The organism is Paenibacillus glycinis, assembly GCF_009909185.1.
GTDB lineage: Bacteria > Bacillota > Bacilli > Paenibacillales > Paenibacillaceae > Paenibacillus_Z > Paenibacillus_Z glycinis.
The window spans coordinates 12,434-33,151 of the sequence record NZ_JAAAMV010000003.1; the positions used below are offsets into that span (position 1 = coordinate 12,434).

A 20,718-nucleotide genomic window follows, 5' to 3' on the forward strand; every position below is an offset into this window, starting at 1 on the left:
TCCGTTCTTTGACATTTCGCTGATCCCCTTCCATCTTAATGGTTGACGACCCTGTTACGCCCGTTGTCCTTGGCCCTGTAGAGAGCCGAATCGATCTTGGAAAACAAATCCTTCAAGTACGTCTTCACGTCGTCGATCTGCAGGTCCGTCTGCTCCTCGACCACGTGAACGCCCATGCTGATCGTGACGGAAATCGGCACGCGGCCCCGGCCCGTCGGCACCTCGTTCGACTCCACCACCTGACGGATGCGCTGCGCGAGCAGCTCCGCCTGATCCTTGTTCGTGTGAGGCAGGTAAACGGCGAATTCCTCGCCGCCGTACCGCGCCAGGATGTCCGTGCGCCGCAATGCGCCGCGCACCGCCTCGGCCGTGCGCCGGATGACCTCGTCGCCCACGACATGCCCGTAGGTATCGTTGACGAGCTTGAACAAGTCGATGTCGAACAGAAAGACGGCGAACGGGATTTTGTACCTCAAGTTGGTCAATACCTCGTGCTCCAGCTGCTGCATCAGAAACCTGCGGTTGAAGCAGCCCGTCAAGCTGTCCGTGATGGCCATCTGCTCGAGCTTCCGATTGGCCTGAAACAGCTCGTCCTGCATATAAATCAAGGCGCGGTTCCGCTCCTGCAGCGACGTGTTGTGCTCCTGCGATTTCAGTACGAGCGACTTAAGCTCCGTGATGTCCTGAAGGGTGATGACTCTTCCTTGCAAATTCCCGCCGACCATGATTCGCGCGGCATGGAGGGACAGGAATTGCTTCGGCCCCGGCCCCGCGCCAAGCGCGATCTCGGTATGTATGCGCTCGCTCGAATGCTCGCCGTAGCTGCGCAGAAACGCCTCGCCGGCGTTTGCGTCGAGCGATCGGCCCGCCAGCAGCGACGCCATGTCGAGCCGCTTGCCGAGCGCGATGGCGAGGTCCGGGTTGATATTGCGGTTCATCTCGATGACGAAATCTTCCTCGTCCAGCACGACGATGCCCACGGACAGCGTATCGACCACGTCCTGCTGCGCCACCTTGACGAGATCGAACGAACGGTGCTTCTGCAGCGAAAACAGAAAATACAAATCCGACAGCACGATGCCGAGCGTGGTCAGTCCCGGGATGACCGGAAGCCAAGGATCCAAGCCGACGTTGATGGCCAGGTCCAGCGTCGGCAGGCCCAGCATGATCACGATGCCGATCAGCGCGTTGAAGATGCGCGCCTTGTCGGCTTGCCTCGCTTCGGAACGGTATGCCTTCCAGAGCTGGTAGAGCGAATAGAGATAATAAGATACCAGCAGCATGAGCATGCACCAAAATATAGGACCATAGACCCGCTCGCTGTAATTGTCATCGACTGGCGCAACGAATAAGTTTGCCGGGTTCCAGATCATGGCCGCGGACAGCAGCAGCGACGGCGTAAACATAAGCAGAACGACGTTTCGGCCCGGCCTGTAGTATGTGCCGTTCACCAGAAATTTCGCGAACAGCAGCCAGCCAAAGCCAAGCATTGAAAATCCGACAAAGGATAGTGTGATGTAGATAATCTGAAGGTGTGGGCGATCTGTCGTGTGGACGCCGATCTGACCGATGGGCCAAATCATCATGAAGAAGTGGAAGAGCAGGTAGACTTTATATTGCGTAGTGATGACGTTCTTGACGAACACATAGATGAAGATGGCAACCAAACATACGAGTAAGCTCAAATCCATCCCTGTCATAAGTCCCATGTACTCCACCCAAATCACTATATAATTTTCTATGAAAAAAGGCCTGGGACAATTTTCAAAAACACTCTTCCATTCTATCACACTGCTCAGATATTCGACAACATGAGTTGTTATCTTATTTGACATCCCCGATCGCTTGCCGGAGCCGCTCTTCCAAGGCCCGCTCCAAATAAGGCGACACCTGCAGCATGCCGCGGAATGCTACGTATTCCTGCCATTTTACGTCGGCGTCGCTTTTGCCGCCCGCGGTTTTGACGGCGCGGATCAGCATGTTTTTGGGGGTATGCTCCGGATCGATGAATTCCAGCAGCTGCGTGCGATAACCGAGTACCTCCAGCAGCTGCGTGCGGATCGCGTCCGTCGCGAGGGCGGTGAACCGTTCCCTCAGCAACCCGTGCGAGAGCAGCGGCTTCATCGTCTCGTTGGCGATCTGCTTGAACAGCTCGTGCTGGCAGCAGGGCACGGACAAGATCACGGAAGCGCCCCATTCCACCGCTTTGGCGAGCGCGGCGTCCGTAGCCGTGTCGCAGGCATGCAGCGTTACCACCATGTCGACTTCTGACTGGTCCTTGTAATCGGCGATATCTCCCACTTGAAAACGCAGCCGGTCGTAGCCGAGCTTCTCGGCAAGCTCCGTGCAAAAGGCGATCACGTCCGCTTTCAAATCCAAGCCGACGACGGATATCCGTCGCCCTTGCTTGACGGCAAGCAGATGGTAGAGCGCGAAGGTCAGGTAGGACTTGCCGCAGCCGAAATCGACGATCGTAATCTCCCGGTCGGCCGGCAAATGAGGCAGCACGTCCGTCACCATTTCAAGGAAGCGGTTGATCTGGCGAAACTTGTCCTGCTTCTTCGCGATGACCTGGCCGTCCTTCGTCATGATGCCGAGCTCGACCAGAAACGGCGCCGCCTCGCCTTCTTGCACGACCCGCTGCTTCTGCCGGTTATGCGCAAGCGCCTCGCCCTTGGCCTCGGGAGCAAGCGCGGACGGTTTGCTGAGCACCGCCGCCTTGCCTTTCTTGTTGAACAGCACCTGCATGTCGGCATCGTCCGACCGGATCAGCGCCTGGCGGTAGTGCAGGATCAGCCATTCGGCCATCCGTTCCGCCGCCTGCGCCTGCGGAACGTTCTCGTGCGTCACTTTATTGTCCTTGTAATATTGAAATTGGTAGTGGAGCGAGCCCTTGAGTTCCACCGGACGAATGACCGTCTTGGCAGGGATGCCGCCGTCCTTGCGCCGCAGCTGGCTGAACGTCGCTCCCTTCAGTCTTCCTTCCGCTACCCACAGCTCGACGTCGCGCTGCCATTGTTCCTTGCTTTCCATCTTCTGTCCTTCAGCTCCTAAACCGCTTCATAGTCCTGCTTGATTCGTGCCAGACCCTCGAGCACTTCGTCCCGCGGCAAGCCGCCCGCTTCGAGCGATTCGTCCGGCAGCAGAAGCAGCCGACGGTAAAATTCCTCGGCGTCCTCCCGTTCGACCATGCCGTCCTCCACCAGCTCGTGGAGAATGTTCTCGGCATCATCGTACCGCTTGTCGCCCTCGTACCATTCCCACATGAGCAGCTTCGTCGCCCGCGGCAGCTCGTAGCCGTCCAGCTGCTGCGCCAAATCAGCGGCTTCCTCCGACGGGGTCCGCAGCAGCGCCGGCGCATCCAGCAGCGCAAGGCGCATGAACAGGTGGAAGGCCTTCAGCTGGACCGGATAGCTCTGATCCGTCCGGCCGAGCTCGTTCAAGATCGCGGCCTCTTCTTTCATTAATAATGCGACTCCGCTCAGGTTCGCCGTTTCCACCACGCCGTTCGTCGTCATCATCCGGACGAGGTCGGCATCGGAGAGCTGGCGGATCAACTTGCCGTTCATGCGAAACTGCCGATCCAATAAATCGTCGATGACGAGCAGCGCCTCTTCGTGCTTGCGCTGCTGGCGCAGGCCCATGATCACGCCTGCCGCCTCTCCCATCTGCTCGATCATGCGCATAAAGAAATCCCTCTGAAACAAATGCCATCCCCCCATTCCGGCAGCTGCCGGTCCTAAGCCTCGCGTCTTCCCAAGAAAGCGAGCAGCGCGGCGGCCAGCTTATCCGGCGCCTCCGTCATGCTCATATGGCCGCAGCCTTCAAGCAGCGCTTGCTTCACCTGCGGTCCGTCCGCCGTAAACGTATTGGCCGGCGGAATGACGCCGTCTTCCGAGCCCGCGACGAGCAGGACGGGAACGGCGAGTCCTTCCAGCACGCCGGTACGGTCGGGGCGCGCCTTCATGCCGAGCGCGGTGGCCGCCGCGCCTTCGGCGTCCGTGCCGCGGCCGACGTCGATCATGCGCTCGACCCGCTCGGCCATCGATTCCCGGTGCGCCGGCGCGAACAGTTTGGGGACCAAGCCAGTCACGAAAGGATCGATCCCGTCCGAGCGCAGCGCTTGCGCGGCCTTGTCCCGATTGCCCTTCGCCTCGTCGCCGTCCGGCTTCGCCGTCGAATGCACGAGGGCGAAAGCGGCCAGCTTGTCCGGGTTCCGTTCGGCAAAGGCCAGCGATACATATCCCCCGAGCGAATGGCCGAATAGCCAGACCGCACCGGCATCGAGATGCGCCAGCAGCTGCTCGAGATCCGACGCGAAATCCTCCATCGCGTAAACGGGCTGCCGGGGCGCGGAGCTCCGGCCGTGGCCGCGAAGATCGGGCACGATGACCCGCCCCGCCCCTTCAAGCTGCGGCAGCACCGCTTCCCAATAAGCCGAGCTGCCGCAGAAACCGTGCAGCAGTACGATCGTTTTGCCGGTCCCCCCTGCGGAAGGGGCCGAGTCGTAATAGGCGATCGTCCGTCCGCCGGGCGCCGCGAACGACAGGTTTGCGATAGAACGTTGATCCGTGGTCATGAGGAATTTTCCCTTCCCTTGAAAGCTGTTATAGATGCTGCGAATGAATGGATGACAGCCGCATGGAGAGCACCTCTGGCTGGTCCCAGGCGGCTTGAACGGCGCTCGCCAAGGCGCGGGCCATGCCGAGGACTTCGCGCAGCGAGGCATGCTGAATCGTCCAATAAGGCTTCACGCTCTTCGGTCCGACGATGCCGGCGATGCTGTAATGCCCCGCGGGCGCAAGCCTCTTCCCGACCGCTTGTCCCGGAAACAACGGTCCTTCGCCGACGATATAGCCCGGTTCTTCCTCTTTCTTACCCAAACAAGCATCGACCGCAATCGTCATGCAGCCCTCCGGAACGGCCGAACGCATCGCGTCGTACCGGTCCGCGTCGCACGGATCCTCCAGCGTGCCGATGACGTGCAGCCAGCCGGCTTGCGCCAACAGTGTGCCGACGAGCGGTCCGAACGAATCGCCGGTGGAGCGATCCGTTCCGATGCACAAGAACGCCACGCGGCCGCGGTCCGGCTGAACGGCGGCCGCTTTTCGCAAAAAAGCCGCCACTCCGTCGATCGCGACGCGCTGACGGAACACCGGATCTTCCGAGCGTCCCCTGCGGGCTTTGGCCCGATTACCCATGCTTCATGCTTCCTCCCCGTTCCAACTGTCCTCATTGTACCGAAATCCCCATGCGGCATCAAATCGAACAAAGTCCGCCCGCGGCCGGAGTAGCGGCCGTCCGCCCGGCATGCTACAATACGATCAATCAGTCCGTTCATCGGGAAAGGAGAGATAGAATGCAAAATTTGGCAGAACCGAACGCGGAAAACGTCGCCTTCATGATCGAAGCCATCAAAACCAAGCTGCGCATGGCCTCCGGAGCCGCCATGCAGGCATCGAACTTCAGTCTCGATAAATACGAGGACCTGCTGGACATCTACGAAATCGTGGCGGGCAAGGACAAATTCAGCATCAGCGAAGTCGAAGCGATCGTGTCGGAGCTCGGGCAGCTGCGGGAATCGAAATAGTTTCCACATAATTACAATTAATGCCATTTACCGACATAGTATTACAATTTAAAACCGGACGCGAGCAGCGCGTCCGGTTTTGTTTTTTTCCACTATTTTACTGAAAATGCCAGCAGGATCAGCCGGCCTTTGCGCGGCTAGGATTCAATCCCTTCTTCGAAATCCCCGGAAGGGGCGGCGCCCGAGGCGGAAATCGACAGCTTGACGTTCACCGTCTTGTTCTCGCCTTTCAGGAAATACGCGAGCCGTTCGAGCTTCTCCGCGAGCTCCGGCCCGCTCAGCGTCACGTTCAGCTCGTAACCGAACTGATCCTCGGGAGCAAGCCGCCCTCCGCCCGAGTAAGCGCCCGTTGCATAAGCATCGGCGGTATTGCGCGAAGCCAAAAGCTGCTCCGGCGAAAATTTATCCGATTTGTTCACGACCCGCTCGTAAATGCGAAGCTTCTTCAGAAGCATATAATACTGGGCGGAATGCTTGAACCCCCACGCGTCGCGAATATCCTTTAGCGTGTAGTCCATTTTCCACTGCTTTAATTTCTCTACTTGCTCATCGGTCGATAAGGCAAGAAACTCCTCAATCGGTAAGATTGGCTGCGGCATCGATATTGTCCCCCCGGATCTGGAAATTACGCTTCTGCATTTATTTTCGCCATAACATTCATTTTTCCTTTTTTTAATATAAAAATATTCCAGTTCTTTTGTCGTAAACGCGAAATATATTGAGAAATCATAAAAGGTTGTCCGAAGCGTCGCGGCTTCGAACAACCTTTTCGAGGAAACGAGGATTTATTTTCCGATTTTCGCGAACTCCGAAGCGGATAGCGCGGCTTGCGGTTACGTTCACGCCGGTTTGTCGTCCGCCTGCTCCGCCGTTCCCCGGTTAAGCGCAGGGCGGCCGATCGAGCTGTAGATGAAGCCGGCATGCTCCAGTTGTTCGGCTGAGAACAGGTTGCGCCCGTCGATGAGCACCGGCCTGCTCATCCTTTGCCGGAGCTGCTGCAGATCCACGTCGGCGAATGCCGGCCATTCCGTCAACAAGCATACGGCGTCCGCGCCGTCAGCCGCCTCCAATGCATCCTCGCACCACGCGATCCGCTCGTGGTCGAAGCCGTTTCTGAAGTTCGGCAGCGCGACCGGATCGCAGGCGCGGACATTCGCTCCCAGCCCGACGAGCGCCTGCACGATATCCAGCGCCGGCGTATCCCGCACATCGTCCGTGTTCGGCTTGAAGGCCAGTCCCCAGACCGCGATCGTCCGCCCCTCCAGCTCCCCGAAAATGCGCCGCAGCTTATGAACGACGCTGAATCGCTGATCCCGGTTCACGTCGACCACGGACTTCAGCAGCTTGAACTCGTAATCGACGTTGCCGGCGATTTGAATGAGCGCCTGCGTATCCTTCGGAAAACACGATCCGCCGTAGCCGATGCCGGCCCGCAGGAAGGAATGGCCGATCCGCCGATCGTAGCCCATGCCTTCCGCGACCTTCGTCACGTCCGCGCCGACCTTCTCGCAGATGTTCGCGATCTCGTTGATGAAGGAAATTTTCGTCGCCAGAAAAGCGTTGGACGCGTACTTGATCATCTCGGCGCTGCGGATATCCGTGACGAAAATACGGTCGGTCAACGAACGATGGAGCGCTGCCGCGATCTCCGCCGCCTCGCTCCGGTCCGCGCCGATGACGATGCGGTCCGGATGGAACGTATCGCCGACCGCCGAGCCTTCGCGCAGAAATTCGGGCACGGAGACGATCTCGAACGGGAACTTCGCGATGGAAGCGACCAGCGCTTGAAGCCGGTGATTCGTGCCGACCGGGACGGTGCTCTTGACCATGATGAGCTTGTATCCGTTCATCGCGGCCGCGATTTCGCGCGCGGCTTGTTCGATAATTTCCAGATTCGCCTCCCCGCTTGGCAAGGACGGCGTTCCCACGGCGAGAATAACGGCTTCCGACTGCCGGACGGCCGACTGAAGGTCGGACGTAAACGCCAATCTTCCCGCTTCCATGTTGCGTATGACGAGCTCCTGCAGCCCCGGCTCGTAAATCGGGATCTCGCCGCGCGACAGAACGGATATTTTAGACGCGTCCTTGTCGACGCAGATGACCTCGTTATGCAGCTCAGAGAAGCAAGCCCCCGATACAAGTCCCACATAGCCCGTTCCGATTACAGCAATTCTCATCTCTACTCGCTCCCGTCGGCCGCATTCGCGATTTTGTTTTCCGAGGATCAGCATAGCAGAGAAACGTTAATGCCATATAAAAAATGGTTTCGAAGCCGTCCAGGCTCCGAAACCATCGCTTGCAACCATTCGCTCTACCGCTGCGCTTCCAGTCCGAGCGAGAGCAGGAACCGCGCGAACGCTTCTTGCCCGGCTTCCGTCCGCTTGTAAATGCCGGCATCCTTCAGCACGTCGAGGAATTTGCGTCCGACCTCGTCCCGCAGCAGCGCCTCCGCTTGATCGGGCGACAGCTTGGCCCCATGCTCTCCGATCATCGCGTCGATCCAGGCGGCATGCTTGCCGAGCGGACCGCTCTGCAGGGCAACCGCGTCGAACGCCGTCTCGCCCGTCAACAGTTCGGCGATCTGCCCGAGCTCGGTCTTGAGCCGGCCCGGAAGGACGGCAAGCCCCATGACTTCGATCAAGCCGATATTCTCTTTCTTGATGTGATGCAAATGCTGGTGCGGGTGGAAAATCCCGTCCGGATGCTCCTCGCTCGCGCGGTTGTTCCGGAGCACGAGATCCAGCTCGTAACGGCCGTCGTCGCGCAGACGGGCAATCGGCGTAATCGTATTATGCGGCACCTGCGCGCCGTCCTTCTCCGTGAAGGCGTAGATATCGGCTTCGGGGTCGCTGTATACGCGCCACGCATCGAGAATCTCGCCAGCGGCTTTCAATACGGCTGCCTTGTCGTTGCCGTTCACCCGCACGACGCTCATCGGCCAAGCTACGATGCCGTACGTCAAGCCGTCGCCCGAAGGTCGGACGAAGGCACGCTCGACGGCAGCCGTTTCCATCGGAAACACATGGCGGCCCGCCTGGAAATGGTCATGGTTCAGGATCGAGCCGCCTACGATCGGCAGGTCCGCGTTGGAACCGATGAAATAATGCGGGAACGCATCGACGAAATCGAGCAGGCGCGCGAACGTGTCGTGCGTGATGCGCATCGGCACATGCTTGCCGTGGAACACGATGCTGTGCTCGTTATAGTACACGTAAGGCGAATACTGGAAGTACCATGCCTCGCCCTGGAGCTCCAGCGGCACCACGCGCAGGTTCTGGCGCGCGGGATGGTCGGCGCGTCCGGCATAGCCGACGTTGTCCGCGCACAGCAGGCATTTCGGATAGTTGCTCGGGGCCATCGTCTTGAGCAGCGCGATCTCGCGCGGATCCTTCTCCGGCTTGGAGAGGTTGATCGTGATCTCCAGCTTGCCGTACGCCGTCGGCTGTTCCCAGTACTGGTTCTTCAGGATGCGGTCCATGCGAATATAATTCGAATCGATGCTGAGCCTGTAGAAATCGTCGGTCGCTTTCACGATCCCGTCTGCCTCAGCCGTGCGGCGAAACCGCGCGGCCGTCTCGGACGGACGCGGCATCAAGAGCCCCATGATGCGGGCATCCAGCAGGTCGCGGAAGGTCATCGTATCGTCGGGGATCAGCCCGATGGAGGCGCCGTAATCGAGCAGCGGCTCAAGCAGCGATACCGGGCTCTCCAGCCGCTCCTCCGGCACTTCGCCGGCGTAGGCTTCGGTCAATCCGAACAGGTCGATAAGCGCGTTCCTGGAGGCGTACGCGTCGAGCGGCGGCTCGATCATGCCGCGCTGCGCCGCGAATTGCACCAACCGCTCGATCAGTAATAGCACGTCGTTCGTGCCGGGTGTCCGTTGTTCCGTCATGTTCTGTCATTGCTCCTTCCCGCTGCGGGGAGTCTATGCTTCCGAAGCGTTATCGCTTGTCGTCGTATCCGTTCGGGTTGGCTTGATGCCACGCCCACGCGCTGCCGATGATGTCCTCCAGCTTGTTGCGCGTCGGGTTCCAGCCGAGTTCTTTGCGGACGCGGTCGGACGAAGCGACGAGCACCGCCGGGTCGCCCGCGCGGCGCGCCTCTGTAACGGCCGGAATCTCGCGGCCCGTCACTTGGCGCGCGATGTCGATGACCTGCTTCACGGAGAAGCCGGTCCCGTTGCCGAGGTTGTAGACGGCGCTGTCTCCGCCTGTGCGCAGCCGATCGACCGCCAGCACATGCGCGTCCGCCAGGTCGCTGACATGGATATAGTCGCGGATGCAGGTGCCGTCTTCCGTCGGATAGTCGTCGCCGAAGACCGAGATATGCGCGCGCTGTCCGAGCGCGGTCTGGAGCACGAGCGGCACCAGATGCGTCTCGGGGCTGTGGTCCTCGCCGATCCGACCGCCGGCATGCGCGCCCGCGGCGTTGAAGTAACGGAGCGAGACGTACTTGACGCCGTAAGCGACGTCGTACCATTTCATCATTTTCTCCATCGCGAGCTTCGTTTCGCCGTACGTGTTGGTCGGCAGCGTGCGGTCGTCCTCGTGAATCGGAATGTTCTCCGGCTCGCCGTAAGTCGCCGCCGTGGACGAGAAGACGATCCGCTTCACGCCGTGCGCGTTCATCCGCTCCAGCAGGCAAAGCGTGCCGTAGACGTTGTTATGATAATATTTGCCGGGATCCTTCATGCTCTCGCCGACCAGCGAATTCGCCGCGAAGTGGATCACCGCGTCGATGCTGTTCTCGCCGAATACCGTATCGAGGAAATCGGCGTCGCGCAGATCGCCGACGTACAATTTGCCGCCGAGCACCGCCTCCCGGTGTCCCTGCTGCAGGTTGTCGACGACGACGATGTCCTCGCCCCGTTCGATAAGCGCCGCTACCGCATGCGAGCCGATGTAGCCCGCGCCACCCGTTACCAATACTGCCATGTTGATCTCTCTCCCTTCTCTATTCAAAGCCGAACCGCCGCGATCCGGGCCGATTCGTTCCACCCAAGCCTGACCTTCGCTGCCAAGAACTCCCCTGGTTCTTAGGCCAAACGCTCCACGCCGTTGCCGATCGCGCAGACATAGAATTCCGGAACCAAGCCCGTCGCATCCGTATACTGACGGCCGACTTCGGCCTTGAACGCATCGATGCTGTCCTTATGAACCAAGGACACCGTGCAGCCGCCGAAGCCCGCGCCCGTCATGCGGGAGCCCAGCACGCCGTCGACCGTGCGCGCCGCCGCCACCATCGCGTCCAGCTCGTCGCCCGTCACTTCGTACAAATCGCGGAGCGAATCGTGGGACGCGTTCATCAGTTCGCCGAATGCGGCGAGATCGTTCGCCTTGAGCACTTTCATGGATTGGAGCACGCGGTCGATCTCTTCCACGACATGCTCCGCGCGGGCGCGCACGACGTCGTCCCCGATCAGATGCTTGTTCGCGTTGAAATCGGCGAGCGACAGCTGGCCGAGCAGCGTGAGATGCGGGAAAGCGGCTTTCAAATCTTGGACCGCTTGCTCGCATTGGCTGCGGCGCTCGTTGTACTTCGAGTCCACCAAGCCGCGGCGTTTGTTCGTATTGCCGATGACGAGCTGATAATCGCCGGAGTTGAACGGCACCAAGTCGTATTCCAGCGTATCGCACATCAGCAGGATCGCATGGTCCTTCCTGCCGTTCGCCACCGCGAACTGGTCCATGATGCCGCATTGCACGCCGTTGAATTCATTCTCGGATTTTTGCGACAGAAGCGCGATTTGGACCGTATCGGTCCCCAGGCCTTCCATGGTCAGCAGTCCGTACGCCGTGACGACCTCGATGGACGCGGAGGACGAGAGGCCAGCGCCGTTCGGGATCTCGCCGTGGAACAGCAGGTCGTAGCCGCTGCCGAATACGACGCCGCGGCTTTCGAGCTCGTGGACGATGCCCTTCGGATAGTTCATCCAGTCGTCCGCCTCGTCATAGACGATCGGGGCGATCGGCAGATGCTTGTGCTCCGCGAAATTCGTCGAGGCAAGGCCGAGCTGAAGGTCGCCGCGCTTGCGGATCAGCAGCGTCGTGCCGAACGTCAGCGCCGCCGGGAAGACGTAGCCGCCGTTGTAATCCGTGTGCTCGCCGATCAGATTGACGCGTCCCGGGGCGTGAAAGACGCCGATCTGTTCGGCGGATTCGCCGTATACGTTCAGAAATCGTTGATTCAGTTCTTGCAGGTTCGCCATTATGCCGCACCGCTTTCCATGGAATTAGTTGCCTTTGCCAACTGTAGTGAACGAGCATGGCCCGAGGCCGTATTTCGCTTCGCTTGCTAAAATCAGTATAGTCGAAGACAAGGCCGAGTGAAATGGTACGATGTGAGCATTGGATGGAATTTTGTGACCTCCTATCGAGCGGCCGGGCGGCCGTATGCTACAATGGATGTGAGATGGATGAATTGTAAACGAAGGGGTTTCCTCATGATGGAGCTGCCAACGACCTATACGGTCCTGTCCAATCCCGTGCCCGATTCGCATGGTGATTTATATGTCCTGTTCGCCGGCGAAAGCCAAACGAAGCCGGGCCACCTGATCGGGCCCAAGGTGTACGATTTCTATCTGATGCATCACGTCCTGTCCGGTTCCGGCAGCTTCGTCTGCGCGGGCATCCGGCATGAGCTGCGCGCCGGCCATACGTTCCTGATCCATCCCGAGCAGCTGATCAGCTACGAGTCCAGCGAAGCGGATCCTTGGCGCTACCGCTGGATCGCATTCCATGGCGGCCCCGCGCAGGCGCTCGTCGCGGAAACCGGCCTCGAGCCCGCCTCGCCGCTGCTCGATACGGGGCGCAATCCGCGCATCGCGGTGCTGTTCCATCATATTATGCGCGCTTTTCGCCACAACGACCGCTCCGCCCATCTACGCGCCGCGGGCTATCTGCAGCTGCTGTTCGCGGAATACGCGTCGGCGCTGACGGAAGCCGACGCCGCGGCTCAGCAGCGCGGCGACGAGGGCGAGGCGCTGACGCAGCAGGTGCTGCGGTATTTGTCCACGCAGTACGCCGAGCCGATCTCCATCGAAAACATGGCGGATTCGCTCGGCTACAACCGCGCGTATTTGTCCCGGCTGTTCAAACGGCAGACCGGCGTGACGCCCGTCACCTTCCTGCTCAAGCTGCGGATCGACAAGGCGCATCTGCTGCTGCGCGAGCGGCTGGAGCTGACCGTGGAACAGATCGCCGCTTCCGTCGGTTTCCAGGACCCGCTTTACTTCTCCAAGCAATTCCGCCGCTTCTACGGCCAGTCGCCCACGGCGTACCGGGAAGCGATGAAGGCCTTGTAGGCGGCGGGTCAAGGCAAGGTGAGTTGAAGCTGCAAGCATACGGCTAACACGCAGCGCCTGCAACGAGAAGGAACGCACGCAAAGATAGCCTTCGGAGACATCGGCGTCTCCAAAGGCTATCGATAGTGCTTCGACTACTGCTCCCGGCCGTGGCAAATCTGCTGCGCCGGAGCTCTTCCGAACGCGGCGACCGCGTAAACTCCGCCGTTGCCGCGACCGTCGCGACGATCGGCCGGCCGGCGGCACAAGTCCGCCCTCCGCTTTCGTTCATTGTCTCCCCGATGCAGCCGAGTTAAACCCGTCTTCTGCCGAAGAAGAACGACAGGATGAACAAAATGATGAATACGACGAACAAGATCTTCGCAATCCCCGCAGCGGCCGAAGCCAGCGTGAAGAAGCCCAGCACCCCCGCCACCACTGCAATGATGAAGAACAAAACCGCGTAACCCAACATAACCGTCACCCTTTCGGTTGCTTGTATTTTGGTGTTGCCCTGCACTTGCTTACTTGGCTTATACACCGTCCGCGGAGAGCTTGAAACGCGGTTCGCGATTCCGATCGTTCCCGGTCGCAATCCGGCAGCGGCACCGGACGAACGAAAAAAGCCCTCCGGACCGCGGCCTGAAAGGCAGCAATCCGGAGGGACGATTCCGCGGTCGATGCCGCTAATCGCGGGCGTTGATCCGCAATCGAAAGCTCGGCTCGCGGCGGCCGACGACCTGGCCGGCATCGTTGCGCATCTCCGGCGGCATATGCCGCCGAATGCTGGCAATGATTTCCTCGCCGAGGCCCATCTGCTCGAGTATCCCGCATACGGCTTCCGGCCAAGGCGTTTCGCCGCCGTCGGCGAGCTTGACGACGCCGGCGATGCCTTCCCGGCGCAGGGCGAAGACGAAGACGCCCTGCGCGCCGCTCTTGGCGACGACGTTCCCGTCGCCGAGCATGAGGCTCGCCAGCCGGCCCGGCCCCTCCACGAGGCCCGGATGGCTGCGCATGGCGGCGGCGATGCGTCCCGCCGCCGCGGCGTAGGCGCTGCCCGCCGGCGATGCCGCGGCGGGCGCTGCGCCGGCGATGCCGCCGGGGCCGGCGGCGGCATCCCACGCGGCGAAGCGCGCGTAGATGAGCGCGAGCCGCCATAACGGCAGCGCGAAGACGGGCAGGCCGCAGCCGTCGATGGCGCAGCCGACGGCTTCCGGCTCCAGCTCCGCGAGCGCGGCGACCGTCCGAAGCAGCTCCTGCTGCAGCGGGTGCTCCCGCTCCGCGTAGGTGTCCATCGGCCAGCCGCGCAGCTTGCACAGCGCGAGCATGCCGATGTGCTTGCCCGCGCACACATGGTACAGCTTGCGCGGCTGTCCGCCGCGCCGGATCACCTCGTCGCGGGCTTCCGCGTTCGCGGGCAGCTGCGGCCCGAACACGAGCTGCTCTTCCTCCACGCCCGTGAGCGCGAGCATGCGCTCCAGCACGGCGACATGCGCCGGCGTGCCCTGATGCGAGGCGCACATCAGCGCGAGCATGTCGTCGCCCAGGCCGTACGCCTCCGCGACGCCGCCGAGTATAGCCGGCAGCGCCTGGACCGGCTTGGCCGTCGAGCGCATGTACGTCCAGATCGAAGCATCTCCCGCTTCCGCGAGAATGTCCCCGTTCGCCGAGACGACCGCGGCATGGCCGCCGTGCACGTTTTCGACGGCGCCGCCGCGCGTCGTCCGCACGAGCGGGACCCCCAGCACGTCCGCCGCGGAAGGTGCGTCATTGATCATTTTCATCCTGTTATCCCCTGCCATTTCCGAGCTGATGCGCGCATGATTTCAAAAACTTATTTTACCACGGAAGTACCCGTTTCTCCTACCGTCCTTCCGGCCTGCCCGGCGCATCGAACGCAGCCCGGTCCCAATGGTCCCCGGCGTTCCGCTCGAGAGCCTCTGCATGGCTATCCGAGCCCAAATCCAACCCGCTTTGTTTCAAACTTGCGCCCGCGCGTGTATGTAAGCATAAGCCGCATCCGAAAGGAGTTGTCGACCTTGACCGCATTGAACCCATTGCCGAGCGAACTGCCGAAGGCGTCGTCAGCCGGGCAGGCGGGCAGAAAGTCCGAGCCGATCGAGAGCGCGAAAAACGGCTCCATGGTGCAGGACATGCAGGATTTGAAGCGCCTCGGCCATGACATGAAGGACATGAAGACGAACAGCCAGCTGCAGGAAGAAGGTCTCGTGCCCGATCCCATTCAAGAATAAATCGGCGCATGGCGCAAAAAGAGGGGCTTGCCCCTCTTTTTTATGACCGGAAACGGGCATAATAGCCGCGGGAGGCATGATGAAATGAAGAATTTACACGAGGGTCGCTTATATTGGCAGGAGACCCTGCCGCACAGCAAAACTTATCCGTCGCTGCAACAATCCGTCCAAGCCGACGTCGCCGTCGTCGGCGGCGGAATGTCCGGCGCGATTTGCAGCTACGTCCTTGCCCAAAACGGGCTGCGGACCGTTCTCCTCGAACGGGAGAAGGTAGCGGGCGGCAGCTCGCTCGCGAATACGGGCCTGCTGCAATTTTGCAACGACGTCATGCTGACGGACCTCATCGCCCAGATCGGCGAACGGCAGGCGGTCCTGTTCTACAAAGCCTGCGAGACGGCCGTGAAGGAGCTCGAGCGCGTCGCCTGCAAGTTTTCCGTCGATACGGAGTTCAAACGCAGAAGCAGCCTGTATTACGCCAGCTCGGAGCAGGACGTGCCGAAGCTGAAGGAAGAATACGCGAATCTGCACGCGAACGGCTTCGACGTGGAATATTGGGAGCCGGAGCGGATCGGCAGCCACTTCCCGTTCCGCAAGCCGGGCGCCGTCGTCACCCACGGCGATGCGCAGGTCAACCCGTACCGCTTCGTGCATGCCGTCGTCGACGCCGCCGCCGCGAAGTTCGGACTCGGGGTATACGAAGACACGGACATAACCGGCCATGAGACGGACGAGCAAGGCCTTCACGCGCTGCGCACCGCGACGGGCGCAATCGTCTCGGCCCGCCACGTCGTCTACGCCGTCGGCTACGAGCCGGAAGAATTGCGCGGTCAGCTCATCCGCTCGGAGATGAACCGGACAAGCGTCATCGTCACGGAGCCGCAGCCCGATCTGACGCCCTGGCACGGCCATTATTTGATCTGGGAAACCGCCAGGCCGTACTTCTATACGCGACTCGCGAATGACGGACGCGTCATTGCCGGGGGCTACGACGAACCGAACGGCCATCCGCTGGCGGGACGCGGCGCGCGGGAAAAGTTGGCGAACAAGCTCGCCGAACGCGTCAAGGAGCTGTTCCCCTCTTTCTCCGTGCAGCCGGAGTACGAGTGGAACGCGACGTTCGCGGTGTCGCGGGATAATCTGCCCTTCATCGGGGAGGACCCGAAGTGGCCGCGGGTCTATTACTGCCTCGGCTACGGCGGCAACGGCACCGTCTACAGCATGATGGGCTCCCTCCTGCTTCGCGATCTGATCAACGGACGCGACAACCCGATCTCCCCCATCGTCGGACTGGGCCGCCGCTCGCTGCAAAACGCCTGACCCGCTCCGCCGATGCCCCGACCGGCTTCAACCGATCCCGCATCCCCCTATTCTCGCATCGCCCATCGCGCAGTCCAAAAAGCCGCTCCCTCACAGGAGCGGCGAAAGCATTCTCGCGGCTATCTCTCCGGCCTTCTGCCAGGCGGATCGCTTCTGGAAATGCGAACGGTTCACTTCCTCGCACGACGCCAAATCCCGCACGAAGTCGTGCTCCAACCGCTTGATCGCCTGCGGATCGAACAGCAGCGCGTTGATCTCGAAATTGCTGAAGAAGCTCCGCATGTCCATGTTCGCCGTTCCCACCGAGGCGAGCAGCTCGTCGACGATCATCACCTTCGCATGCACGAACCCATTGTGGTACCGATAGACCCGCACGCCCGCCGACAGCATTTCCTCCACGTACGAGAGCGACGCGAACAAGACGAGCTTCGTATCGGCCACGTACGGGATGATGAGGCGAACGTCGACCCCGCTCATGGCCGCGGTGCGCAGCGCCATCAGCACGCTGGGATCCGGGATGAAATACGGCGTCGTGATATAGATCCGCGACTTGGCGACGGATACGGCGGCGAACACGGATTCCAGGATGGCCGCGTCCTTGTTGTTCGGCCCGCTGGCCACGATTTGCACCTGCTCCCGTCCCGTGCAGTCGTGCGCCGGCAGATACGCCGGGTTCGTCAGCCGCTTGCGCGAGGTAAACCACCAGTCCTGCATGAATACTTCCTGCAGAAAATAGACCGAATCCCCGCGCAGCCGCAGATGCGTATCCCGCCAGAAGCCCAGCTTCGGATTGCCGCCGAGGTATTCGTCGCCGATATTGATGCCTCCGACGAAGCCGACCAGTCCGTCGACGACGACGATTTTGCGATGATTGCGGAAATTCATGCGCTTGCTGAAGAACGCCAGGCGCGCGGGCAGGAAGCATCTCGTCTCGATGCCCGCCCGCTCCAGCTCGCGGATATAGGACGCGTGCAGCTCCAGGCTGCCGAGGCCGTCGTAGATCACCCGGACCTCCACGCCCGCCCGCGCTTTCCGAATGAGCGCCTCCTTCAGCTTTCGCCCGACGACGTCGTCCCGGATCGTGTAAAATTCGACATGCACATGATGCCGCGCCGCCTCGACCGCCTCCAATATCGCCGCGTACGTCGCCTCGCCGTTCGTCAGCACGGTCGTCTCGTTGCAGCTCGTGATCGGCGAGAACGCCATGCTTTGCAGCGTGCGGTACAGCCGTTCCTGATGCTTGAACGCGTCGCCTTGCATGTCTTCCAGCCGATTCACGAGCTTGCACCGCAGCAGCGCCTGCAGCATCGTTTCCTTGGTGACGACGCCTCTTCGGCGCATCGTTCTGCGGCGTCTGTATTCCTGCGCCAGGAAATAATACATGACGAACCCGATGATCGGCAGCACGAACAGAATGACCAGCCAGGCTATCGTTTTGGATGGACGGCGGAATTCCAGGACGAGAATCGTCGCGATTTGAAAGATAAACACGATCAGTACGGCCAATGCCCAAATCATTGCGTTCCTCCCCCGTCGGCTCGCCGAAGCCTCGTCTGTCTAGCTTTAACTCTCCCAGCAGGGCATATACATCTTTTGAAGGCATGTTTCCATTCGCCCGGGAATAAATAGCTAATAGCACGTTACCACCGAAGGAAGGAGGATGAATCGACGGATGTTCAAAGAATCCAAACGAAGCGATTACGCCGAGACGTCCATCGGACAAGGGACGCACGTGGAAGGCAAGCTGATCAGCGATGCCGGCATACGGATCGAAGGGGAATTCCGGGGCGAGATCGAATGCAAGAGCGACGTCGTCGTCGGCGAATACGGCATCGCCCGGGCCGCCATCGCGGCGCACGATTTGACCGTGGCGGGCAAGGTCTACGGCGATATCAACGTGAAGGGCCGCTTGACCATCACCGCTTCCGGCCAGCTGCACGGCAACGTCCTCGCGCACGCGATTCTCATTCAGGACGGGGGGATTTACAACGGCAATTGTCGCATGGAACGACAAACGGAGGCCAAACCTCGCCATCTGCAGGAGGGCGATCCGCCGCAGCATCCGCATCAGCAGGCTAAGGAAAACGCCGCCAAGGAAAAATCCCGGCAAGCCGGTTAATAAAACGAAGAAAGGGAGCGACAGCCGGTCGGAATAGACGGCTGCGCTCCCTTTTTGAAGGTACCCGGGCAATTACGTCGCCACGTCCCGCTTGTTGAAGACCAGCCACGTAATGCCGACGAAGACGATATAGTAGACGGCCAGCACCGCGAGCGAGAAGCCCATCGTCATGCCGTGCGCGATTTCCTTGCTGCTCAGGTACTCCTTCAGGTTCAAGTGCAGGAACAGCAGGTAATCGACCCACTTGTAGTCCAGCATCGAGAGCAGGCCGCTCGCGATCAGGCCGAAGAAATAGATGAACATCGACAGTCCGATGGCCAGCCCCCCGCTGCGGAACAGCGTCGAGAGCATGAAGCTCAGCGTGACGATCATGATCAGCCCGAGGTAATCCAGCACGTACACCTGCATCATGTAGCTGAACGGTCCGGAGCCGTTGGCGACGCCCAGCGCATCGCTCGCCGTCTTCGCGTCGCCGTAGCCGAACAGGATCAGGTTCAGCACGAACGAGCTCAGCAGCATCAGGAGCGACAACAGAATCGCGAAGATCAGCAGCGCGATGTATTTGGACAGCAGAATCTTGGAACGGCTCCACGGCCGGATCAGCAGCAGCTTGATCGTGCCGGAGGAGAATTCGCCCGCCACGCTTTCGGCGGAGACGACGACGGTGAAAATCGTGATCAGCAGGTACGTGAACGATTCGATGTTGTTCATGACCGTCCACATGGAGCCTCCGCCCTCGTCGAACGCTTTGGACAGGATGCTCACGCCGACGACGATCAGCAGGATGATGCCGAACATGATCCAGGTGCCGATGCGCCGGTATATCTTCATGTTCTCGTTGCGGACCAGCTGCAGGAAGTTATACAAGCTGCCCACCTCCCGTCATCTCCAGGAATTGATCCTCGAGCGATTTGTTCAGAATGCGGATGCCGTACACTTTAATGCCCGCGCCGACAAGCTCCGCGTTGATCAGCGCGACCGTGTCCCGGTCCGCGCGAACAAGCGCCCCTTCTTCCACCCTGGCCGCCTCATGCTTCGCCAGCAGTTCCACGGCTTCGTCCGGCCGGTCCACCTCGAATACGACGGGACCGCTGGTCTCGGCCAGCTGCGCGCTGCTCTGAACCGTCCTGACGTCGATCAGCTTGCCGCCTTGGATGATGGCGACCCGGTCGCACATCAGCTCCATCTCGCTGAGCAAGTGGCTGGAGACGAACACGGCGATGCCCTCGTCCTTGGCCAGCTTGCGCAAGTAATCGCGCAGCTCGCGAATGCCCGCGGGGTCGAGCCCGTTCGTCGGCTCGTCCAGAATGAGCAGCGACGGCTTATGCATGATCGCCTGCGCCACGCCCAGCCGCTGGCGCATGCCGAGCGAGTACGTCTTTACCTTGTCGTGGATGCGCTCCTTCAACCCGACCAGTTGGACGACCTCGTCGATCCGCTGGCTCGTGATGCCGGGCACCATTCGGGAGAAGTGAAGCAGATTTTGATACCCCGTCAAATATTTGTACATTTCCGGATTCTCGACGATCGCGCCGACATGCCGGATCGCCTGCTCGTATTCGGTGCGGACGCTGTGTCCGCCGATGAGCACGTCGCCCTTGGTCATGCGCATCAACCCGACCATCATCCGGATCGTCGTCGTCTTGCCGGAGCCGTTCGGCCCCAGGAATCCCAATACTTCCGCTCTCGGAATATCGAGCGTCAAGCCGTCTATAATCGTCCGAGTGCCGATCACTTTCGTCACCTGCTGAAGCCTGACGACCGGCTGCTCGTCCGAAACGGTCCCATAACCCATTGACGTACCCCCTGTATCCGCGAAGAATAATAGCTTGGTCGCGTATCATCCCCATCAGTATACCGAATAGAGGAAGCGATTGGAAGGCATAGGCCCTAGGCCGCAATAAAACGTCCCGTCCCGATCATGCGCTGTAGATCAACGGTCTATTGTCCGCAAAGGACGAATGCGCTTGAAAAGGAGCATCGCCGTCAAGAGGCCTATTGGTCCGGCTGTTCTTCGGCGCTTCCTCCTCGGGCTTCAGGAAGGATTCCGCGCAAACCTTGCAGCAGCCGAGAGGGATGTTTCCGCGATAGAATCCCGTCCGGAATAATTGTCCGGCTTCCTCCTTCGCCATCAGCTTGCCGCACCCCACGCAGCAAA

At 60.6% G+C, this 20,718-nt stretch carries 20 protein-coding genes; 5 read left to right on the forward strand and 15 right to left on the reverse strand.

Annotated elements, in window-relative coordinates:
- Window positions 1-35 precede the first annotated feature (35 nt).
- The 5 genes from GT019_RS06760 to yyaC form a co-directional block, all read right to left on the reverse strand.
- Window positions 36-1,709 (reverse strand): histidine kinase N-terminal 7TM domain-containing diguanylate cyclase, encoded by a 1,674-nt coding sequence (locus tag GT019_RS06760; protein WP_235947109.1) that lies wholly within the window; start codon window positions 1,707-1,709, stop codon window positions 36-38.
- A gap of 115 nt (window positions 1,710-1,824) precedes the next feature.
- Entirely contained in the window at window positions 1,825-3,033 is a 1,209-nt protein-coding gene (locus GT019_RS06765; protein WP_161742199.1) for a class I SAM-dependent methyltransferase, read from the reverse strand.
- A 17-nt stretch (window positions 3,034-3,050) separates the two neighbouring features.
- Window positions 3,051-3,722, reverse strand: a complete 672-nt coding sequence (locus tag GT019_RS06770) for a DUF6483 family protein (RefSeq protein WP_268896029.1) — start codon at window positions 3,720-3,722, stop codon at window positions 3,051-3,053.
- A gap of 17 nt (window positions 3,723-3,739) precedes the next feature.
- Window positions 3,740-4,579, reverse strand: a complete 840-nt coding sequence (locus GT019_RS06775; protein WP_161742203.1) for an alpha/beta fold hydrolase — start codon at window positions 4,577-4,579, stop codon at window positions 3,740-3,742.
- A gap of 28 nt (window positions 4,580-4,607) precedes the next feature.
- Window positions 4,608-5,201 (reverse strand): spore protease YyaC, encoded by a 594-nt coding sequence (gene yyaC, locus GT019_RS06780; protein WP_161742205.1) that lies wholly within the window; start codon window positions 5,199-5,201, stop codon window positions 4,608-4,610.
- Between the two features lie 158 nt (window positions 5,202-5,359).
- Between yyaC and GT019_RS06785 the strand changes: the two genes are divergently transcribed.
- Window positions 5,360-5,590, forward strand: coding sequence for a DUF1128 domain-containing protein (locus tag GT019_RS06785; protein WP_161742207.1), 231 nt, complete (start codon window positions 5,360-5,362; stop codon window positions 5,588-5,590).
- 137 nt (window positions 5,591-5,727) lie between these two features.
- On the opposite strand, the gene GT019_RS06790 is transcribed toward GT019_RS06785, so the two are convergent.
- The 5 genes from GT019_RS06790 to GT019_RS06810 all read right to left on the reverse strand — a co-directional run bounded on the left by GT019_RS06790 (window position 5,728) and on the right by GT019_RS06810 (window position 11,798).
- Window positions 5,728-6,189 carry a hypothetical protein gene (locus tag GT019_RS06790; RefSeq protein ID WP_161742209.1) on the reverse strand — a complete coding sequence of 154 codons (462 nt, stop codon included), beginning with the start codon at window positions 6,187-6,189 and terminating at the stop codon, window positions 5,728-5,730.
- A 240-nt stretch (window positions 6,190-6,429) separates the two neighbouring features.
- Entirely contained in the window at window positions 6,430-7,767 is a 1,338-nt protein-coding gene (locus GT019_RS06795; RefSeq protein WP_161742210.1) for a UDP-glucose dehydrogenase family protein, read from the reverse strand.
- Between the two features lie 134 nt (window positions 7,768-7,901).
- Window positions 7,902-9,482 carry a UDP-glucose--hexose-1-phosphate uridylyltransferase gene (locus GT019_RS06800; RefSeq protein ID WP_161742212.1) on the reverse strand — a complete coding sequence of 527 codons (1,581 nt, stop codon included), beginning with the start codon at window positions 9,480-9,482 and terminating at the stop codon, window positions 7,902-7,904.
- 49 nt (window positions 9,483-9,531) lie between these two features.
- A complete protein-coding gene (gene galE, locus GT019_RS06805) occupies window positions 9,532-10,524 on the reverse strand; it encodes a UDP-glucose 4-epimerase GalE (protein ID WP_161742214.1) in 993 nt (330 codons plus the stop codon).
- A 101-nt stretch (window positions 10,525-10,625) separates the two neighbouring features.
- Window positions 10,626-11,798, reverse strand: coding sequence for a galactokinase (locus tag GT019_RS06810; protein ID WP_161742216.1), 1,173 nt, complete (start codon window positions 11,796-11,798; stop codon window positions 10,626-10,628).
- Window positions 11,799-12,035: 237 nt separating this feature from the next.
- On the opposite strand from GT019_RS06810, the gene GT019_RS06815 reads away from it, so the two are divergent.
- Window positions 12,036-12,893, forward strand: coding sequence for an AraC family transcriptional regulator (locus GT019_RS06815; RefSeq protein WP_161742778.1), 858 nt, complete (start codon window positions 12,036-12,038; stop codon window positions 12,891-12,893).
- 292 nt (window positions 12,894-13,185) lie between these two features.
- Here GT019_RS06815 and GT019_RS06820 read toward each other — a convergent pair whose 3' ends face one another.
- Together GT019_RS06820 and GT019_RS06825 are read right to left on the reverse strand one after the other, a co-directional pair.
- Window positions 13,186-13,347: a DUF1328 domain-containing protein gene (locus tag GT019_RS06820; RefSeq protein WP_161742218.1), complete on the reverse strand. Its 162-nt coding sequence runs from the start codon at window positions 13,345-13,347 to the stop codon at window positions 13,186-13,188.
- Between the two features lie 211 nt (window positions 13,348-13,558).
- Window positions 13,559-14,656, reverse strand: coding sequence for an asparaginase (locus GT019_RS06825; protein ID WP_161742220.1), 1,098 nt, complete (start codon window positions 14,654-14,656; stop codon window positions 13,559-13,561).
- A gap of 255 nt (window positions 14,657-14,911) precedes the next feature.
- On the opposite strand from GT019_RS06825, the gene GT019_RS06830 reads away from it, so the two are divergent.
- Window positions 14,912-15,124: a hypothetical protein gene (locus GT019_RS06830; protein ID WP_161742222.1), complete on the forward strand. Its 213-nt coding sequence runs from the start codon at window positions 14,912-14,914 to the stop codon at window positions 15,122-15,124.
- A gap of 84 nt (window positions 15,125-15,208) precedes the next feature.
- Window positions 15,209-16,441, forward strand: a complete 1,233-nt coding sequence (locus GT019_RS06835) for an NAD(P)/FAD-dependent oxidoreductase (RefSeq protein ID WP_161742224.1) — start codon at window positions 15,209-15,211, stop codon at window positions 16,439-16,441.
- 90 nt (window positions 16,442-16,531) lie between these two features.
- Here the strand turns inward: GT019_RS06835 and cls are convergent, their stop codons facing one another.
- The gene (gene cls, locus GT019_RS06840) at window positions 16,532-17,959 is read right to left on the reverse strand and encodes a cardiolipin synthase (RefSeq protein ID WP_161742226.1); all 1,428 of its coding nucleotides are present in this window, start codon (window positions 17,957-17,959) and stop codon (window positions 16,532-16,534) included.
- A 154-nt stretch (window positions 17,960-18,113) separates the two neighbouring features.
- On the opposite strand from cls, the gene GT019_RS06845 reads away from it, so the two are divergent.
- Window positions 18,114-18,560, forward strand: coding sequence for a bactofilin family protein (locus tag GT019_RS06845; protein ID WP_161742228.1), 447 nt, complete (start codon window positions 18,114-18,116; stop codon window positions 18,558-18,560).
- A gap of 72 nt (window positions 18,561-18,632) precedes the next feature.
- Here the strand turns inward: GT019_RS06845 and GT019_RS06850 are convergent, their stop codons facing one another.
- Both GT019_RS06850 and GT019_RS06855 read right to left on the reverse strand, forming a co-directional pair.
- Complete coding sequence (locus GT019_RS06850) at window positions 18,633-19,427, reverse strand: ABC transporter permease (RefSeq protein WP_161742230.1); 795 nt, start codon at window positions 19,425-19,427, stop codon at window positions 18,633-18,635.
- On the reverse strand, window positions 19,420-20,355 hold the full coding sequence (locus GT019_RS06855) for an ABC transporter ATP-binding protein (protein WP_161742231.1): 936 nt from the start codon (window positions 20,353-20,355) through the stop codon (window positions 19,420-19,422). The genes GT019_RS06850 and GT019_RS06855 overlap by 8 nt, the downstream gene beginning before the upstream one ends.
- Window positions 20,356-20,718 lie beyond the last annotated feature (363 nt).

Coding starts and splice junctions, on each gene's coding strand:
- GT019_RS06820 (WP_161742218.1), bottom strand. CDS start 13,347: ATGTTGGGTTACGCGGTTTTGTTCTTCATCATTGCAGTGGTGGCGGGG.
- GT019_RS06845 (WP_161742228.1), top strand. CDS start 18,114: ATGTTCAAAGAATCCAAACGAAGCGATTACGCCGAGACGTCCATCGGA.
- GT019_RS06825 (WP_161742220.1), bottom strand. CDS start 14,656: ATGAAAATGATCAATGACGCACCTTCCGCGGCGGACGTGCTGGGGGTC.
- GT019_RS06775 (WP_161742203.1), bottom strand. CDS start 4,579: ATGACCACGGATCAACGTTCTATCGCAAACCTGTCGTTCGCGGCGCCC.
- GT019_RS06770 (WP_268896029.1), bottom strand. CDS start 3,722: ATGGGGGGATGGCATTTGTTTCAGAGGGATTTCTTTATGCGCATGATC.
- GT019_RS06855 (WP_161742231.1), bottom strand. CDS start 20,355: ATGGGTTATGGGACCGTTTCGGACGAGCAGCCGGTCGTCAGGCTTCAG.
- yyaC (WP_161742205.1), bottom strand. CDS start 5,201: ATGGGTAATCGGGCCAAAGCCCGCAGGGGACGCTCGGAAGATCCGGTG.
- GT019_RS06835 (WP_161742224.1), top strand. CDS start 15,209: ATGAAGAATTTACACGAGGGTCGCTTATATTGGCAGGAGACCCTGCCG.
- cls (WP_161742226.1), bottom strand. CDS start 17,959: ATGATTTGGGCATTGGCCGTACTGATCGTGTTTATCTTTCAAATCGCG.
- GT019_RS06785 (WP_161742207.1), top strand. CDS start 5,360: ATGCAAAATTTGGCAGAACCGAACGCGGAAAACGTCGCCTTCATGATC.
- GT019_RS06800 (WP_161742212.1), bottom strand. CDS start 9,482: ATGACGGAACAACGGACACCCGGCACGAACGACGTGCTATTACTGATC.
- GT019_RS06760 (WP_235947109.1), bottom strand. CDS start 1,709: ATGGGACTTATGACAGGGATGGATTTGAGCTTACTCGTATGTTTGGTT.
- GT019_RS06765 (WP_161742199.1), bottom strand. CDS start 3,033: ATGGAAAGCAAGGAACAATGGCAGCGCGACGTCGAGCTGTGGGTAGCG.
- GT019_RS06810 (WP_161742216.1), bottom strand. CDS start 11,798: ATGGCGAACCTGCAAGAACTGAATCAACGATTTCTGAACGTATACGGC.
- GT019_RS06795 (WP_161742210.1), bottom strand. CDS start 7,767: ATGAGAATTGCTGTAATCGGAACGGGCTATGTGGGACTTGTATCGGGG.
- GT019_RS06790 (WP_161742209.1), bottom strand. CDS start 6,189: ATGCCGCAGCCAATCTTACCGATTGAGGAGTTTCTTGCCTTATCGACC.
- galE (WP_161742214.1), bottom strand. CDS start 10,524: ATGGCAGTATTGGTAACGGGTGGCGCGGGCTACATCGGCTCGCATGCG.
- GT019_RS06815 (WP_161742778.1), top strand. CDS start 12,036: ATGGAGCTGCCAACGACCTATACGGTCCTGTCCAATCCCGTGCCCGAT.